The organism is Streptomyces sp. NPDC008086 (genome assembly GCF_042957325.1).
GTDB lineage: Bacteria > Actinomycetota > Actinomycetes > Streptomycetales > Streptomycetaceae > Streptomyces.
In genome coordinates, this window is sequence record NZ_JBIBIA010000012.1 from 108,225 (window position 1) to 124,161 (window position 15,937).

Annotated in this window: 16 protein-coding genes; 8 read left to right on the top strand and 8 right to left on the bottom strand. The window is 68.0% G+C overall.

The window, feature by feature from the left end; translation table 11 throughout:
* The first annotated feature begins 79 nt into the window (after positions 1 to 79).
* A complete protein-coding gene (locus ACFZBP_RS35990) occupies positions 80 to 1,012 on the top strand; it encodes a phosphotransferase (RefSeq protein ID WP_391419628.1) in 933 nt (310 codons plus the stop codon).
* 54 nt (positions 1,013 to 1,066) lie between these two features.
* Here the strand turns inward: ACFZBP_RS35990 and ACFZBP_RS35995 are convergent, their stop codons facing one another.
* Positions 1,067 to 1,252 (bottom strand): hypothetical protein, encoded by a 186-nt coding sequence (locus ACFZBP_RS35995; RefSeq protein WP_391419630.1) that lies wholly within the window; start codon positions 1,250 to 1,252, stop codon positions 1,067 to 1,069.
* Positions 1,253 to 1,265: 13 nt separating this feature from the next.
* On the opposite strand from ACFZBP_RS35995, the gene ACFZBP_RS36000 reads away from it, so the two are divergent.
* From ACFZBP_RS36000 to ACFZBP_RS36015, 4 genes are all read left to right on the top strand, one after another.
* The gene (locus tag ACFZBP_RS36000; RefSeq protein WP_391419632.1) at positions 1,266 to 2,417 is read left to right on the top strand and encodes a methyltransferase; all 1,152 of its coding nucleotides are present in this window, start codon (positions 1,266 to 1,268) and stop codon (positions 2,415 to 2,417) included.
* Positions 2,418 to 2,547: 130 nt separating this feature from the next.
* Positions 2,548 to 2,934, top strand: coding sequence for a peptidase inhibitor family I36 protein (locus tag ACFZBP_RS36005; protein WP_391419635.1), 387 nt, complete (start codon positions 2,548 to 2,550; stop codon positions 2,932 to 2,934).
* Between the two features lie 133 nt (positions 2,935 to 3,067).
* Positions 3,068 to 4,069 carry a helix-turn-helix domain-containing protein gene (locus ACFZBP_RS36010; RefSeq protein ID WP_391419637.1) on the top strand — a complete coding sequence of 334 codons (1,002 nt, stop codon included), beginning with the start codon at positions 3,068 to 3,070 and terminating at the stop codon, positions 4,067 to 4,069.
* A 376-nt stretch (positions 4,070 to 4,445) separates the two neighbouring features.
* The gene (locus ACFZBP_RS36015; protein ID WP_383450312.1) at positions 4,446 to 4,676 is read left to right on the top strand and encodes a hypothetical protein; all 231 of its coding nucleotides are present in this window, start codon (positions 4,446 to 4,448) and stop codon (positions 4,674 to 4,676) included.
* A 52-nt stretch (positions 4,677 to 4,728) separates the two neighbouring features.
* Here the strand turns inward: ACFZBP_RS36015 and ACFZBP_RS36020 are convergent, their stop codons facing one another.
* Both ACFZBP_RS36020 and ACFZBP_RS36025 read right to left on the bottom strand, forming a co-directional pair.
* Positions 4,729 to 4,974: a DUF397 domain-containing protein gene (locus ACFZBP_RS36020; protein WP_391419640.1), complete on the bottom strand. Its 246-nt coding sequence runs from the start codon at positions 4,972 to 4,974 to the stop codon at positions 4,729 to 4,731.
* Positions 4,971 to 5,792, bottom strand: coding sequence for a Scr1 family TA system antitoxin-like transcriptional regulator (locus ACFZBP_RS36025; RefSeq protein ID WP_391419642.1), 822 nt, complete (start codon positions 5,790 to 5,792; stop codon positions 4,971 to 4,973). The genes ACFZBP_RS36020 and ACFZBP_RS36025 overlap by 4 nt, the downstream gene beginning before the upstream one ends.
* Positions 5,793 to 5,923: 131 nt before the next feature.
* On the opposite strand from ACFZBP_RS36025, the gene ACFZBP_RS36030 reads away from it, so the two are divergent.
* The 3 genes from ACFZBP_RS36030 (at position 5,924) to ACFZBP_RS36040 (ending at position 8,896) form a co-directional block, all read left to right on the top strand.
* The gene (locus ACFZBP_RS36030) at positions 5,924 to 6,340 is read left to right on the top strand and encodes an ATP-binding protein (RefSeq protein ID WP_391419644.1); all 417 of its coding nucleotides are present in this window, start codon (positions 5,924 to 5,926) and stop codon (positions 6,338 to 6,340) included.
* Positions 6,341 to 6,473: 133 nt separating this feature from the next.
* On the top strand, positions 6,474 to 7,478 hold the full coding sequence (locus ACFZBP_RS36035; protein ID WP_391419646.1) for a family 43 glycosylhydrolase: 1,005 nt from the start codon (positions 6,474 to 6,476) through the stop codon (positions 7,476 to 7,478).
* Positions 7,460 to 8,896, top strand: coding sequence for a family 43 glycosylhydrolase (locus ACFZBP_RS36040; protein WP_391419648.1), 1,437 nt, complete (start codon positions 7,460 to 7,462; stop codon positions 8,894 to 8,896). Before ACFZBP_RS36035 ends, ACFZBP_RS36040 begins: the two co-directional genes overlap by 19 nt.
* A 116-nt stretch (positions 8,897 to 9,012) precedes the next feature.
* Here ACFZBP_RS36040 and ACFZBP_RS36045 read toward each other — a convergent pair whose 3' ends face one another.
* The 5 genes from ACFZBP_RS36045 to chvE all read right to left on the bottom strand — a co-directional run bounded on the left by ACFZBP_RS36045 (position 9,013) and on the right by chvE (position 15,872).
* The gene (locus ACFZBP_RS36045) at positions 9,013 to 10,665 is read right to left on the bottom strand and encodes an aminotransferase class I/II-fold pyridoxal phosphate-dependent enzyme (RefSeq protein WP_391419651.1); all 1,653 of its coding nucleotides are present in this window, start codon (positions 10,663 to 10,665) and stop codon (positions 9,013 to 9,015) included.
* Positions 10,666 to 10,814: 149 nt separating this feature from the next.
* Positions 10,815 to 11,933, bottom strand: coding sequence for a galactose-1-epimerase (locus ACFZBP_RS36050; RefSeq protein ID WP_391419780.1), 1,119 nt, complete (start codon positions 11,931 to 11,933; stop codon positions 10,815 to 10,817).
* Complete coding sequence (gene mmsB, locus ACFZBP_RS36055) at positions 11,930 to 13,174, bottom strand: multiple monosaccharide ABC transporter permease (protein WP_383450331.1); 1,245 nt, start codon at positions 13,172 to 13,174, stop codon at positions 11,930 to 11,932. The genes ACFZBP_RS36050 and mmsB overlap by 4 nt, the downstream gene beginning before the upstream one ends.
* Positions 13,171 to 14,721, bottom strand: coding sequence for a multiple monosaccharide ABC transporter ATP-binding protein (gene mmsA / locus ACFZBP_RS36060; RefSeq protein WP_383450335.1), 1,551 nt, complete (start codon positions 14,719 to 14,721; stop codon positions 13,171 to 13,173). The genes mmsB and mmsA overlap by 4 nt, the downstream gene beginning before the upstream one ends.
* Positions 14,722 to 14,753: 32 nt before the next feature.
* On the bottom strand, positions 14,754 to 15,872 hold the full coding sequence (gene chvE, locus ACFZBP_RS36065) for a multiple monosaccharide ABC transporter substrate-binding protein (protein ID WP_383450847.1): 1,119 nt from the start codon (positions 15,870 to 15,872) through the stop codon (positions 14,754 to 14,756).
* Between the last annotated feature and the right edge of the window lie 65 nt (positions 15,873 to 15,937).

A 15,937-nucleotide genomic window follows, 5' to 3' on the forward strand; every position in this document is an offset into this window, starting at 1 on the left:
ATCCGTCAAGTTCCTTGTGAGTCACGGTGGTTGAGGGACGCGAGTAGAGACGATACGCATCGTCTTGCATGGTGAGGTCATGGTTTCCGCCACCCACCGCACCTCCGCCGCCGTCGACGCGGCCGTCGGAGCAGGGCGCGATCTCGGACTCACCGTGACTGATGCCACCGTGCTCCATGATGTCTTCTCGGTCGTGGTCCATCTGGCGCCCGCACCGGTCGTGGCCCGGATCCCTACCGTCCTGCCGCACTACGAAGACCTCGATTCCCTCGGACGCCGCCAGCGGGCGGAACTCGACGTGACACGATGGCTCGCCGACCAGGGGACCCCCGTGATCCCTCCAAGCCCTCTCGTGCCACGGGAACCGGTTCGGCCCGACGGATTCTCGATGACGTTCTGGCAGTTCGTCGACGAGGACCGGGACAGGGAACCCGACTACGTGGCGAACTCCGAGAGCGTCGCCGACCTCCACGCCGCGATGCGCGGGTACCCGGGCCGTCTGTCGTTTCTGTCCGCGGCCGACCCGCGGTTCATCGCGGAAAGCCTTGCACTGCTCGAAAAGTCCCCCGGCCTCATCGGTGCAGCCGAGTTGGACCGCGCACGCCGCGAGTGGCGGTTCCTGGAACCTCTCGTGCGCTCACGCACGGCGTTCGAAGAAGCCTTCCCGGGGGTCGAGCTCCAGCCCGTCCACGGCGACTCCCCGCCGGCGAACATCTTCTCCGGGACGGACGGGGACCTCTACGCCGACTTCGAGCTGGTCACCCTGGGCCCCGTCGAGTGGGACCTGGCCGCCCTCGGGCCCGTCCACGAAGCCGCCTACAACCGCGGCGCGCGGCGCAACGGCACGAGACTGCTGAACGAGGACGTCCTGAGCTTCGTGAACGCCGTCGGGATGCTGCGGATCATCGCCTCCCTCACGTTGGTGCCGCAGCTGCCCGAGCTGGTGGAGTACCTCAAGCCGGCCGTCGACCAGTGGCAGACGATGCCGTTCGCCGGGGGTATGTCCGGCTGAAACCGGCACCGGCACCGGCACCCACAAGTACGCGGCTGTGCAACCCTGTTGACGTCATCTGTCTGAAAGGCTGGTCATGACCCGCGGCATGGTTCTCGGCGACTTCTCCTCGCGCGCTTCGACGCGGGAGCGGTAGCCCCACCTGCCCTGACACACGTGCCCGTGCCGCAGCACGGGCCGTTTGCCCTGCTCCTCGTCGAAGTGCTCTTCGTGCCCCGCACGTTCGATCACTTCGATCACGAGGAGTACCCCAGTGTCCGCCATCCACTGGACCGAGAAGAACACCCCCCGTTCCGCCCACTGGCATTCCGAGAACGCGACGGAGCCGCCCCGTCGGGTCATCAACGCCGACGACCGCATGCCGGCCGACACTGCCTACCGACTGGCCTGCGAAGGCACCGCCTTGCTGTGGCGGGGCGACTTCCACAACGCACGTCAACTCCTCCAGGCGATGGGCCGCCGGATCGACCGGACCCGGAACCGGAACCGGAAGTCTGCCGGGCCGGCAGCCAGCCCGGCGGAGGCCTTCCGCCTGCATCGCCGGTCCCGCAACCACCGGGCCCGCGTGCTGGGCAGGCTTCTCGTTCTGCTGGAGGACGACTACCGCCTGAACCTGCGCAGAGCCCCTGATGTGCGCCAGGCGTGCAGCGAGGCGTACGGTCCGCCGTCCCAGGCGATGGCGGTCTCGCTCACGGAACTGCTCGGTGTGACCGGAGCGCACCAGTGGCGTATGAAGGGCGTGGAGGTACCGGCCCTCGCCGCTCGCCTTCACTCGCACTACGGCGTGTTCTCCCCGGTCAGGGGCGAATACGTCGACCTCGTCGCACGGGCACCACTGCCCACGCCCGCAGGCCGGCACGCGGGCCGCCGCACCGCGTTCGACCTCGGAACCGGGACGGGAGTGCTCGCAGCCGTCCTGGCCCGCCGGGGGATCGACCACATCGTGGCCACTGACATCAGCCCCCGTGCCCTGGCCTGCGCGAGCGACAACGTCCGCCGACTGCACCTCACCGGGCGCATCGACATCGTGGGCCCCTGCCTCTTCCCGGCCGGGCGCGCGGACCTCGTCGTCTGCAACCCGCCCTGGATCCCGGCCCGTCCCACCTCCGCGGTGGAGCAGGGCGTCTACGACTCGGACGGCGGCATGCTCCGCGGCTTCCTGGACGGGCTCACCGCCCATCTCGAACCGGGAGGTGAGGGATGGCTCGTCCTGTCGGACCTGGCCGAGCATCTCGAACTCAGGACGCGCGGCGAACTGCTGGCCGACATCGAGGCGGCGGGCCTGCGTGTCGTGGACAGAACCGACACCAGGCCGCGGCACCCACGAGCGAGGGACACCGCCGACCCCCTCCACGCCGCCCGCGCCGCGGGAGTCACCTCACTCTGGCGTCTCACCTGCAGGTGACGGTCGGTGCCGGTCTTCAGCAAGTCCGCCGTACGGGTTCGATTCGATCCAGATCGAAGGCGGGTGCGGGGGCGGGCACCGCACCGCAGGCTGGACGTCGTACGCAAGACCACGGGGAAAGGAAGACCTCATGTCCATCCGTTCCATCCGCAAGCACCGTCTCTCCCTCGGCCTGGCCGCCCTCGTCGGCAGCGTCGCCATGCTGGCGGTCCCCACGTCCGCGCAGGCGGCCGGCGACCCGGCCACCTGGCCCTGCGACCCGTCCGAGTTCTGCATCTACCACGACGGCCAGGGCGGCGGCGCGCACTACTCGCTGTCGGACGGCGCGTCCAACCTGGGCCAGCTGCCGGGCGGCCTCAACGACCACGTGTGGTCGGTGAAGAACATCTCCGGCGACGACTGGTGCCTGTACCGGGATGCCAACTACGAGAACGAGATCCAGGTGATCCTGGACGGACAGGCGCTGGACCTGGCGTCGCCGGTGCGTGACCAGGTGAGTTCCGTCGAGCCCTGCTGACGGGTCTACGGCCACTTGGGCTGTCCCCCTCTGCCCGGAGGGGGACAGCCCCATGACATCTGAGGATGGCAAGAGCCGAAGATCCTCGGACCATGTGAGGGCACGCACGATGTGCCGAACGGGGATGGCTCACATGGCGGTACGCATTCACTTCACCGACGACGATCTCGCGGGCATCAGGCTGGCGCAGGCTCCCGACCCCATGTGGGAGGCGCTGCTCAGCATGCACATGCTGCAGACGGACACCGGCTCCGCAGTCTTCGGCGGCTGGCGGGGGAGAGTGCGCCACGAACTACCCACGGCGGTAAGGCCGTTGCTCCGTCTCGCCCCACCCGTCGGCTACTCGGCGGACTTCCTCACTCCGGCCGCCGGCGCGGGCGGCCTGGACGCCGGGCTCGGTGCCCTGCTGTCGACGCCGAGGCAGCGGCTCCGGGGCGACCTGGTGGAACTGTCCCGCGCCGGACGGCGACTGCCCTCCTGGGCGAGGCCGCTCGCCGACGGTGACAAGGCGGCCGTCGTCCATCTCGCGCGCGCGTTCCGGGCGTACTTCGCGACCGCGCTGGCGCCCTGGTGGGGCCGAGTCCGTTCACGTTTCGACGCCGAACGGGCCGTCCACGGTCGGTACTTGGCCGACGGCGACCTCGGCGCCCTGCTCGGCGCCCTCCACCCCGGCCTCGTCTGGCGCCGCCCGGTCCTTGAGGTGACCGGGCTGGGCGCGACGGACCGTGACATCCGGCTCGACGGCCGGGGCCTGCTGGTCCTCCCCTCCTACTTCTGCTGGCGCAAGCCGACCCTGCTGAAGGATCCCGCCCTGCCGTGTGTCGTGGTCTACCCGATGACCCACGAGACGGTCCTGAGCGGCGGCGCGACCGGGCTCCGTTCCCTGAACGCCCTCCTCGGCCGCACCCGCGCCGGGATCCTCGAAACGGTCGCGGAGCACGGGGTGACGACCACGGAACTCGCCCACGACACCGGGGTCTCCCCGGCCACGGCCAGCCATCACGTCGGCATTCTGCGGCGGGCGGGGCTGGTCAGTACCTGCAAGGCGGGGAAGGCCGTACTGCATACGGTGACGCCGTTGGGGATGTCGCTGCTGGACGGTGATGCGGCTCCTGCGGTGCGGCGTTCGGGGTGACCGGCCCGAACCTCCGGCAAACGTCCACACCAGCGCACCAGGTGTTCATGCGGGGGCCTGTCGTTCACAGGCCCCGGTCGCCGCGCGCCGTCTTGTCGCCGAAGTGTCCGCCTCGGAAACCGGATAGCAACAGCCAGGTACGCGGTAAAGCGGCAGGTCCCGTGAAGAAGTCGACGTATTCGGTGACCCTGCGGTCATAGCGGTGAAGCCGGTCGCCGGAATGGGGCGTGCGTCGCCCCGGCGCGGCTGGCGGTCTCCTCTTCAGGGTGCTTTGATCCTGCGCATGGCCGGAGGCGCCGGAATGGATTTCCGGGTACGGGAATCGGGCAGCTACCGCCGTTATCGCAGTACGTTCACGCGAAGGGAACCGCAGGCTATGAGCTTCACCTCTCAGGTTGAGACGGCTGAGATCGCCGACACCGTCCTGGACAACATCTCCGGTGGTCAGGCGGGCGGCGCCGCCGCCGTCGGCCTCGCGGGCACCCTCTCCGGCAGCGTCGCCGGTCTCTCCGAGACCGTGTCCGCCGTCGCCTGCGCCGACGTCTTCGCGGCGGTCTCGCCGGAGGGCGTCGCGCTGGGCGTGCACGCGCACGCTGCCGCTCACTGACGAAACATGTGCGACGGGCCCTGGATCATTTGATTCCGGGGCCCGATTGTTTTTAGTTCTTCCGGCAGTGCGAGACAAATGCCGCCCAGGTTTCCGGCGAAAGCGCCAGCTGATGCTCGTCCGGGGCCTTGGAGTCCCGGACGTGGATGGTGTGGGGGCAGGTGGCGACCTCTACGCAGTCGCCGTCGCCACTGCTGCTGTAGCTGGACTTGTGCCAGGCGAGGGCTACTTCGATGCAGTCGTCGCCGGATGCGCTGCTGTAGCTGCTCTTGAACCAGGCCAGGTTGGGGGTGCTCATAGGTCTCCTCGCATCCGCTGCAACAGGCTCTTGGAGTCCTTCGGGGTGAGAGCCTGTGAACGCATCCTGGCATACCGGCTTTGGAGCACGCTGACCAGTTTCCGGTCGGAGATCAACTGCCCGCTCTCCTGCCCCTCGCAGTAGGCGAACCACTTGTTGTCCGGAGTCTCCAGAAGCCTCATGGGGCCCTGGAGCCCGGCATGCGACTCCTGCACTAGGGGCATGACCTGGAGCTCGACGTTCCGCAGTTCGGCGATCTCCAGTACGTGATCGACAAGTCCGCGTGTCACCTCCGCCCCGCCAGTACGTCGTAGAAACAGGTGCTCTTCGAGGATGAAGCTGAACGCCGTGTTTGGCCGTTCATGCAGCAGCTGTTGTCGCTCCGCCCGCGCGGCCCACCGTTCCTCGATCTGCGTGTCGTCCAGTGGAGGCAACTGGTCGTCAGCCAGAGCATCCACGTAGGCCTTCGTCTGCAATAGCCCTGGAATCATCCGGCTTTCGTACGTGCACAGAGTGATCGCACTCTTCTCCAGTCGAGCCCACTGCCTGAACCACGCCGCCAACCCCGGCTGCCGAGCCAGATGCTGCGCCGCCTTCGTCAGCGCCCCTGTGTTCCCCAGCACCGGCTCCGACCGCTCCGGGAACGTCGGATCCGGCATCCTCCGCCCCAACTCGAGCGAAGCCACCGTGTGCTTCGACAACCCCACCCGGTCCCCGAACTCCTCCCTGCTCAACCCCGCATGCTCCCGCAGGGCCTGTACAACCGCCCCGAACGTCCGCAGACTGTCCGACGACTCCGGCTCACCACACTCGACCAAGGCAGGTCACCTCCCGCAGCACATGGTCACGGTCAGTCACGCGTACTGTCCAGCGGGTAACCGCGTACGCTCCCGCACCGTACGCGGCGCCGACCTGGTGAACTGCCCGGCAGGGCCGCCAGATTGAGCGCATGCCAGTACCGCTCACCCAGCGACTCAGTGCCACTCCCCGCGGCGCCCGCCTCGCCCGGCACCTCGCTCTGAACCAGCTGCACACCTGGGGCATCCCGCACGGCAGTACGGCCTCCGACGCCGTCGCCGTGATCGTCGCCGAGCTGGCCGCCAACGCGGTCACCCACGGCCGGGTCCCCGGCCGGGACTTCGAGCTGAGGGTGTCCCTCCCGGCAGGCAGCATCCGTATCGAGGTCAGTGACACCCGTACGGAGTCCCACCCCCCGAAACCCGGCGACGTGCCGCCTCCCCACCCCCTCGACGAACACGGTCGCGGCCTCGTCCTCGTCGAGGCGCTGGCCGACCGGTGGGAGGTGGTGGAGCGGGACGGGGCGCCCGGTAAGACCGTGCGCGCCGAAGTCGATCTTTACGGCTGATGCTGCGCGGACCATTGACGCGCAAGAGGTTCGATTCTACGGTCCGTTCGAACTTGCGAGCACTGTTCGAGATATCGGCCAGTGGCAGCCAGATATCTGCCGACCTGTCACCCCCACCGCAAGGAGGATTCGCATGAGCCCCACCTCCCGCGCCTCCCGCACGCCCCGCACCCTCCGCAAACGAACCGCCCTGATCGCCCTCCCCACCGCCGCCCTGCTCGCCCTGATCCCCTCCACGGCGTCCGCGTACCCCAACCCCGGCCGCGTCACCGGCGACGTCGTCACTCACGACCCGACGATGATCCGTACCTCGTCCGGGCAGTACCTGCTCTACGCCACCGGCGGAGGCATCGCCAACAAGACCTCCACCGACCGCACGGCCTTCAGGAACGGCGCCGACGCCTTCTCCGGCCGTCCGGGCTGGTGGTCGAACTACTCCTCCGTGCCGGAGGCCTGGGCCCCGGACATCTCGTACCACGGCGGCAAGTACCTGATGTACTACTCCGTCTCGAAGTTCGGCTCGAACACGTCCGCCATCGGCCTCGCCACCTCCACCACCGGCCAGCCGGGCAGCTGGACCGACCAGGGCACGGTCTACACGTCCGGCTCCTCCAGCGACTACAACGCCATCGACCCGAACCTCTTCGTGAACGACGACGGCAAGTGGTGGCTGTCCTTCGGCAGTTGGTGGACCGGGATCAAGATGATCCAGATCAACCCGTCCACCGGGAAGCAGCTGAGCTCCAACACCACCCGCTACTCGCTCGCCTCCCGCCCCACCGGGACCAAGGCCGTCGAGGCACCCTTCATCGTCAAGCGGGGCGGCTACTACTACCTCTTCGCCTCCTACGACACCTGCTGCGCCGGCACCAGCTCGACCTACAAGGTCAAGGTCGGCCGCGCCACCAGCATCACCGGGCCGTACACCGACAAGAACGGCGTCTCGATGATGAGCAACGGCGGCACCCCGGTCCTGGAGTCGCACGGCAGCGTCATCGGCCCCGGCGGGCAGTCGATCATGAACGACGCCGACGGGGACCTGATCGTCTACCACTACTACGACGGCAACGACAACGGCACGCCCAAGCTGGGCATCAACCTCTTGAACTGGAGCACCGGATGGCCCGTCGCCTACTGACCCTGCTGGCGGCCCTGCTGCTGGCCCTCTCGATCGGCCAGCCCTCCGCGAGTGCCGCCTCGTTCGCCAACCCCGTCAAGTCGGTCAAGGGCGCCGACCCCTGGATCTCGTACCACGACGGCAACTACTACCTGGTGACGACGAGTTGGACCGACGTCATCACCATCCGCAAGTCCACCACCCTGGCCGGCCTGGCCACCGCCCCCAGCGTCCAGGTCTGGCAGGGCGACGCCGCCTCCCGCTGCTGCAACATCTGGGCCCCCGAGCTGCACTTCCTCAACGGCCGCTGGTACCTGTACTACGTCGCCGGGCAGAACATCGCCGACTACAACCCCACCCAGCGCAGCCACGTGCTGGAGAGCGCGGGCTCCGACCCCATGGGGCCGTACACCTACAAGGGCCGGCTCAACTCCGCCTGGATGCTGGACCCGAGCGTCCTGAACGTGGGCGGCCGGCTGTACATGCTCGGCAGCGCGATCACCAACGGCACCCAGAACCTCGTCATCGCGCCGATGTCCAACCCGTACACGGTCAGCGGCTCCTACTCGACGATCTCCACGCCGACGTACGCCTGGGAACGGCAGGGCGGCACCGTCAACGAAGGCGCGGAGATACTCCAGCGCGGCGGCCGGACCTTCCTCATCTACTCCGCGAGCGGCTGCTGGACCCCGGACTACAAGCTCGGCCAACTCGAACTCACCGGCTCCGACCCGCTCGCCGCCGCCTCCTGGACCAAGAAGTCCACGCCCGTCTTCCAGCGCAACGACGCCAACGGGGTCTACGGACCCGGCCACAACGGCTTCTTCACCTCGCCCGACGGCCGCGAGAACTGGATCGTCTACCACGCCAACGACAGCGCGAGCGAGGGCTGCGACAACGGGCGTACGACCCGCGCCCAGAAGTTCACCTGGAACGCCGACGGCACCCCCGACCTCGGCACCCCCGTCCGCCTCGGCGCCTCCCAGACCGGTCCCTCCGGAGAGCCGTCCACCGTCTCCACCACCTACACGATCACCAACCGCAACAGCGGCAAGTGCCTCGACGTGGCCGCGAGTTCGACCGCCGACGGCGCCAACGTCCAGCAGTGGGCATGCGGCGGCGGCAACAACCAGAAATGGCGCCTCGAGGACCAGGGCGACGACACCCACCGACTCGTGAACGTCGCCACCGGCAAGGTCCTCGACACCGAGAACTGCTCCTCCGCGGACGGTGCCGACCTGAGGCAGTGGTCCTGGCTGAACAACACCTGCCAGCGGTTCCGGTTCGTGGCCACTGACGGTGGTTACGTCCGCATCACCAACCAGGCAACCGGCAAGGTCGCCGACGTCGCCAACTGCGGAACGGCCGACGGGGCGGACGTACGCCAGTGGAGCTGGCTGGGCAACAACTGCCAACAGTGGCGCCTGAACCCGGCGTAGGACAGCTGACCTCAGGGGCGCGGGGCTGTGTCGATTTGCGGCTTCGCCGCGCGGGCGCGACAAGCCACGACGATCGATCAGTCGCACAAATACCCGCCCCCTGCGGCGAAAAGGCGCTACCCGGTCTGCATCCCGGCCGCGTTCGGCCAACTCTGACTGTTGGGCCACCCGGTCGCCGGGGCGGGCGACAGGCCGGGCGCCGGCCCCGTAGTACCCCGTACCTGCGCGGCCGTGAGCCCACCCCGAGCCGGCACTCCGGGCGGCGTGAGCCCGGGCGGCACCACAGCCGCGGCAGGCGCCACAGGCGACGGGAACGGCGTCGGCGCGGGGGCGGCGGGTGCGGGCATCGGCATCGGGGTCGGAGCGGCGGCCGCGGGCGCCGGCATCGGCGTCGGAGCGACAGGCGCGGGCGCCGGCATCGGGGTCGGAGCGACAGGCGCGGGCGCCGGCATGGGCGTCGGCATCGGCATCGGTGTCGGCATCTGCGCGGCAGCGGGTTGCGGCTGAGCCGCCGCAGGCATCCCGCCGACCCCTATGGCCTGCGCGGCCAGCGGCGCCCCCGCCCCGTTGGTCGAACTCACCAACCGATCCACGGCCGCCGTACCCGAGCTGTAGTTGGTCCCTGTACCCAGCTCGGGTACGGCGGCTCCCCTCCTGGTCCCGTAGAGCACCTGTTCCAGGCCGGACACCAGGCGACGCACGTCCACCTGGGGGCGCACCACGAGTCGCAGGAAGCGGCTGGACGAACCGATCTTGTTGCCGCACTCGCGGACCAGGATCCGGTGCTCGGTGAGCAGCCGGTCGCGGACCACGGTGCCTTCCGCGCCCACGGGAAGGCGTACGAAGAGGAAGTTGCCCTGGGACGGGTAGACCGTCAGACCGGGGAGCGCGGACAGCTGGCTGGCCATGTCCAGGCGGTCCCGGCGTACCTGATGGAGGCTCTGCGCGTACTCGGCGCCGTGGTTCTTGAGCATGAACACCACGTGCTCGGCGAACGCGTTGAGGTTCCACTTCGGCAGCATCGAGCGGACCATGCCGGCCAGCGCGGGGTTGGCGACGAGGTAGCCGAAGCGGATGCCGTGCAGGCCGAAGTTCTTGCCGAGGGAGCGCAGGACGATGACGTTCGGGCGCAGCATCGCCTCCTGGACCACCGAGGGCTCCTGCTCGGCGTCCGCGAACTCCAGGAACGACTCGTCGACGATGACCAGGTCGAGGTCGGCCATCGCGTCCATGAACTGCACGAGCGCGTGCTTGTGGAGGTAGCCGCCGTCGGGGTTGTTCGGGTTGCAGATGACCGCCACCCGGGTCCCCCTGGCCCGGATGAACTCGGCGTACTGGGCGAGGTCCAGGGCGAATCCGCTGGACTCCTGGAGCGGGAACATGTCGACCCGCTTGCCGGTCTCCATGGGCTGGTCGGTCCAGCGGCCGAACGTGGGGACGGGGACGGCGAGGGACTCACGGACCAGGAGGTGGTCGATCCAGGTGATCAGCTCGGTGGAGCCGTTGCCCATGGCCACGCACTGCGGCGGGAGCTGGAGCAGGCTGCACAGTTCGGCCGTGATCGTGTCCGCGCTGCTCGGGTAGTACGTGATGATGTCCCGCAGCCGGGCCCCCATGTCCTGGAACATCTCCGGCGTCGGGAAGTACGGGTTGCAGGGAATACAGAAGTCGACCGGACCGGCTCCCTCGCCGCCCTCACGCGTCAGCGCCGCCATCGACGGGCTGTGTGCCGCGGTGCTGCGGAACAGCGAGGTGACGTTGTCGGCCATGGAACCTCCGTGTCTGGGTGGCCCGCGCGGGGGAGCACGGGCCGCCCATACATACGGAGGCTGGGGTGGCGCTGTTCAACCACTGAGAAATCGGTGAGAACTTGTGTGCCACCTGTGAAGAACCGTCAGAGGGGACGGCTCGACGGGCTTCAGCAGCTGAACGAGTGCACCGTCGTCGAGCGGTACGTCTGCCCCGGACGCAGCACCGTCGACGGGAACGCGGGCTTGTTCGGCGAGTCCGGGAAGTGCTGCGTCTCCAGGCAGAGCGCGTCGCCCTGCCGGTAGACGTTGCCGCCCGAACCGACGAGCGTGCCGTCGAGGAAGTTGCCGGAGTAGAACTGCAGACCCGGCTCGGTGGTCGCCATGCGCAGGGTGCGGCCGGACGACGGGTCCTTCAGGGTCGCGATCCACTCGGGGCGCGGCGAGATGCCCTTGTCGAGCACCCAGTTGTGGTCGATGCCCTTGCAGTACCGCAACTGCTCGTGGGCTTCGCGGAGGCCCTCGCCTATGCGCTTGGTGCGGCGGAAGTCGAAGGGGGTGCCCGCGACGGGGGCCGGCTGACCGGTGGGGATGAGGCCCGGGTCGACGGGGGTGTAGCGGGACGCGGCGATCTTCAGCTCGTGGTTCTCGATCGTGCCGCTGCCCTCGCCGGCGAGGTTCCAGTACACGTGGCTGGTGAGGTTGACGACGGTGGCCTTGTCGGTGGTGGCCGCGTAGTCGATGCGCCAGTCGCCGTGCTTGGTGAGGGTGTACGTCACCTTCACCTTGAGCGTGCCCGGGTAGCCCATCTCGCCGTCTACGGAGGTGTGGTGCAGGTGCAGGCCGACGTCGGTGCCCTTGGTGAACGGCTCGACGTCCCACACGTGCTTGTCGAAGCCCTTGGCGCCGCCGTGCAGGCTGTTCGCGCCGTCGTTGACGTCGACCTGGTGGGCCTTGCCGTCGAGGGTGAACCGGCCCTTACCGATGCGGTTGCCGTACCGGCCGATCAGGGCACCGAAGTACGGGCTCCCCGCGACGTAGTCCTCGATGTTGTCGAAGCCCAGGGAGACGTTGGCGAGCCGGCCGTGGCGGTCCGGGACCTCCAGGGACTGAACGACGCCGCCGTAGGAGAGGACCGTCATTCGCGTGCCGCCGTTGGCCAGCGACCAGCTGTGGACCTCCGTGCCGTCGGCGAGCCTGCCGAAGAGTTCCTTCACGGGTGGCTCCCCGCCCTTCTCGCAGGAAGGGGGCCCCGCCCTTCGGCGAGGCCCCCTTTCCGGTCCTGTCAGCTACCGACCTTGCGCTTGTTCCACACGTCGAAGCCGACCGCCGCCAGAAGCACCAGGCCCTTGATGACCTGCTGCCAGTCGGTGCCGATGCCGACGAGGTTCATGCCGTTGTTCAGCACGCCCAGGACCAGGCCACCGATGATCGCGCCGAGGACCGTGCCGACGCCGCCGCTCATCGACGCGCCGCCGATGAACGAGGCGGCGATGGCCTCCAGCTCGAAGTTGAGGCCGGCCTTGGGAGAGGCCGCGTTGAAGCGGGCGGCGAAGACCAGGCCCGCCAGGGCCGCGAGCATGCCCATGTTCACGAAGATCAGGAAGGTGACCTTCTTGTCCTTCACACCCGACAGCTTGGCCGCGGGCAGGTTGCCGCCGATCGCGTAGATGTGGCGGCCGATGATCGCGTTGCGCATCACATAGCCGAAGCCGACGAGCAGCACGCCCAGGATGAGCAGCACGATCGGGGCGCCCTTGTAGCTGGCCAGCAGCATCGTCAGCGTGAGGATGGCGGCGCCGAGCGCGACCAGCTTCAGCAGGAACAGGTTGAAGGGCGGAACGTCGAGGTTGAACTCCTGCTGCCGGCGGCGGTCGCGGAACTCCTGGAAGACCACGAACGCGATCATTCCGAAGCCGAGCAGCAGTGTGAGGTTGTGATAGTTGGTGTTCGGGCCGACCTCGGGCAGGAACCCGTTGGCGACCTTCTGCAGACCCTCCGGGAACGGGCCGAGGGTCTGGCCCTCCAGGAAGATCTCGGTGAGACCGCGGAAGATCAGCATGCCCGCGAGGGTCACGATGAAGGATGGTATGCCGCCGTAGGCGATGAAGAACCCTTGTGCGGCACCCGCGACGGCGCCCATGGCCAGGCAGAGGATGACGGCGACCGGCCATGGCAGATCGTTCTTGACCATGAACACCGCGGCCATCGAGCCGATGAACGCCGTCAAGGAGCCGACCGACAGGTCGATGTGGCCCGCGATGATGACCAGCATCATGCCGATCGCGAGGATCAGGATGTAGCTGTTCTGCAGCACCAGGTTGGAGACGTTGCGCGGCAGCAGCAGGTCACCTTCGGTCCACACGGCGAACAGCGCCACGATCAGACCGAGGGCGATCAGCATGCCGTACTGCCGCATGTTGCGGCGCATGCCGTCCAGCACCAGCTGGAGCAGGCCGTCGCCCGCGGCCCCTGAGCTCTTGCCCGACGGCGCGGGGGCCGGGGTCTTGGCGGTCACATCCGTGCTCATCGGGATACCTCTTTGTCCTTTGTCATCTGACGCATCAGCGATTCCTGCGAGGCCTCGGCCCGCGAGAACTCGCCGGTCAGCCGCCCCGCGGCCATCGTGTAGATGCGGTCACACATGCCGAGCAGTTCCGGCAGCTCGGAGGAGATGAAGACGACCGCCTTGCCCTGGGCGGCCAGCTGGTCGATGACCGTGTAGATCTCGTACTTGGCACCGACGTCGATGCCACGCGTCGGCTCGTCCAGGATCAGCACTTCGGGGCCGGCGAAGATCCACTTGCTGAGGACGACCTTCTGCTGGTTGCCGCCGGACAGCTTGCCCACCGGCTCGAAGACCGTCGGCGCCTTGATGTTCATGGACTTGCGGAAGCCCTCGGCGACCTGCCGCTCCTCGTGCTCGTCGACCACGCCCCGCTTGGCGACCTTGCCCAGCGCGCTGAGCGAGATGTTGCGGTTGATGGTGTCGATGAGGTTGAGGCCATAGTGCTTGCGGTCCTCGGTGACGTACGCGATGCCGTGCCTGACCGCCTCGGGGACGGACTTCGTACGGATCTCCTTGCCGTCCTTGAGGACCGTGCCGCCGTGGTAACGGCCGTACGTCCGCCCGAAGACGCTCATCGCGAGCTCGGTGCGGCCGGCGCCCATCAGGCCCGCGATGCCCACGATCTCGCCGCGCCGGACCTGGATCGACACGTCGTCGACGACCTTGCGCTGCTGGTCGATCGGGTGGTGCACGGTCCAGTTGCGGATCTCCAGCGCGGGGGCGGAACCCTTCTCCGGCTCGTGCGGGGTGCGGTCCGGGAAACGGTTCTCCAGGTCGCGGCCGACCATCCCGCTGATGATCCGGTCCTCGGTGGTCTCCGCGGCCTTCACATCGAGGGTCTCGATGGTCTGGCCGTCGCGGATGATCGTCACCGAGTCGGCGACCTTGCGGATCTCGTTGAGCTTGTGGGAGATGATGATCGAGGTGATGCCCTGCTTCTTCAACTCCAGGATCAGATCCAGGAGTTTGTCGCTGTCCTCGTCGTTCAGGGCCGCGGTCGGCTCATCCAGGATGAGCAGCTTCACCTTCTTCGACAGCGCCTTGGCGATCTCCACGAGCTGCTGCTTGCCCACGCCGATGTCGGCGACGCGGGTGTCGGGGTGGTCGGAGAGACCGACCCGGCGCAGCAGCTCGGTGGCGTGCCGCAGGGTCTCCCGCCAGTCGATGAACCCGCCCTTGGCGTGCTCGTTGCCGAGGAAGATGTTCTCCGCGAGGGAGAGGAACGGCGACAGCGCCAGCTCCTGGTGGATGATGACGATGCCGCGCTGCTCGCTCGCCCGGATGTCCTTGAACTCGCAGACTTCGCCCTCGAAGAGGATGTCCCCTTCGTAGGTGCCGTGCGGGTGGACGCCGGAGAGGACCTTCATCAGGGTCGACTTACCGGCGCCGTTCTCCCCGCAGATGGCGTGGACCTCGCCCTGCTGGACGGTCAGCGTGACGTCCGACAGCGCCTTGACGCCGGGAAAGGTCTTGACGATCGAGCGCATTTCCAGGACGGGTCCCGCCATGGTCGTGCCTTCCAATCAGAGTGGGCGGGTGGTTAGTTGAGGTCGCTTTCCTTGATGTAGCCGGTGTCGACGACCTCCTTCTTGTAGTTGGTCTTGTCGACACTCACCGGCGTGAGGAGGTAGGCGGGGACGACCTTGGCACCGTTGTCGTAGGTCTTGGTGTCGTTGACCTCGGGCTTCTTGCCGTTGAGCGCCGCGTCGACCATGCTCGAGGCGACCTTGGCGAGCTCGCGGGTGTCCTTGTAGACGGTCATCGACTGCTCGTCGGCGATGATCGACTTCACCGAGGCGACCTCGGCGTCCTGGCCGGTGACGATCGGCAGCGGCTTGTCCTTGGAGCCGTAGTCGTCCGACTTCAGCGCGGAGAGGATGCCGATGGAGATGCCGTCGTACGGCGAGAGGACCGCGTCGACCCGGCCCGAGCGGTACTTCGACGTCAGGATGTCGTCCATGCGCTTCTGGGCGGTGCCGCCGTCCCAGCGCAGGGTGGTGACCTGGGTCAGCTGGGTCTGGCCCGACTTGACGACGAGCTGCTTCTTGTCGATGTAGGGCTGGAGGACCTTCATCGCGCCGCCGAAGAAGTAGCGCGTGTTGTTGTCGTCGTTGGAGCCGGCGAACAGCTCGATGTTGAACGGGCCCTTCTTGGAGCCGTCCTTCAGGCCGAGCTTCTCGACGATGTAGTTGCCCTGGAGCTCGCCGACCTTCTCGTTGTCGAACGACGCGTAGTAGTCGACGTTCTTGGTACCGAGGATCAGGCGGTCGTAGGAGATGACCGGGATGTTGGCGTCGGCGGCCTGCTGGAGCACGTTGTTCATCGACTTGTTGTCGATGGCCGCGACGATCAGCGCCTTGACGCCCTGCGTGATCAGGTTCTCGATCTGCGAGACCTGCTGGTCCGGGTCGTCCTCGCCGTAGACCAGGGTGGTCTTGTAGCCCTTGGACTCCAGGTCCGCGACGACGTTCTTGCCGTCGGCGATCCAGCGCTCGGAGGACTTGGTCGGCATCGCGATGCCGATGGTTCCGCCCTTGGCGTCCCCGCCGTCGTCCTTGCTGCCGCCCTCGCCGCTCTGGCCGCAGGCGGACAGGGTGAGGGCGAGCGAGGCGGCTCCGGCTATGGCGGCGAGTGCGGCTCTGCGAGTGCGCATGGTCATCATCCTTGATGTGTGTGAGCAGGGCTCGGTGGGGCGGTGGCGAAGACGCTTCGAGGGTTGAACGG

Bases quoted from the DNA above. Each gene is read 5' to 3' on its own strand.
- ACFZBP_RS35990 (WP_391419628.1), top strand. From the start codon at position 80: ATGGTTTCCGCCACCCACCGCACCTCCGCCGCCGTCGACGCGGCCGTC.
- ACFZBP_RS36005 (WP_391419635.1), top strand. From the start codon at position 2,548: ATGTCCATCCGTTCCATCCGCAAGCACCGTCTCTCCCTCGGCCTGGCC.
- ACFZBP_RS36010 (WP_391419637.1), top strand. From the start codon at position 3,068: ATGGCGGTACGCATTCACTTCACCGACGACGATCTCGCGGGCATCAGG.
- ACFZBP_RS36015 (WP_383450312.1), top strand. From the start codon at position 4,446: ATGAGCTTCACCTCTCAGGTTGAGACGGCTGAGATCGCCGACACCGTC.
- ACFZBP_RS36020 (WP_391419640.1), bottom strand. From the start codon at position 4,974: ATGAGCACCCCCAACCTGGCCTGGTTCAAGAGCAGCTACAGCAGCGCA.
- ACFZBP_RS36030 (WP_391419644.1), top strand. From the start codon at position 5,924: ATGCCAGTACCGCTCACCCAGCGACTCAGTGCCACTCCCCGCGGCGCC.
- ACFZBP_RS36035 (WP_391419646.1), top strand. From the start codon at position 6,474: ATGAGCCCCACCTCCCGCGCCTCCCGCACGCCCCGCACCCTCCGCAAA.
- ACFZBP_RS36040 (WP_391419648.1), top strand. From the start codon at position 7,460: ATGGCCCGTCGCCTACTGACCCTGCTGGCGGCCCTGCTGCTGGCCCTC.
- ACFZBP_RS36045 (WP_391419651.1), bottom strand. From the start codon at position 10,665: ATGGCCGACAACGTCACCTCGCTGTTCCGCAGCACCGCGGCACACAGC.
- mmsB (WP_383450331.1), bottom strand. From the start codon at position 13,174: ATGAGCACGGATGTGACCGCCAAGACCCCGGCCCCCGCGCCGTCGGGC.
- mmsA (WP_383450335.1), bottom strand. From the start codon at position 14,721: ATGGCGGGACCCGTCCTGGAAATGCGCTCGATCGTCAAGACCTTTCCC.
- chvE (WP_383450847.1), bottom strand. From the start codon at position 15,872: ATGACCATGCGCACTCGCAGAGCCGCACTCGCCGCCATAGCCGGAGCC.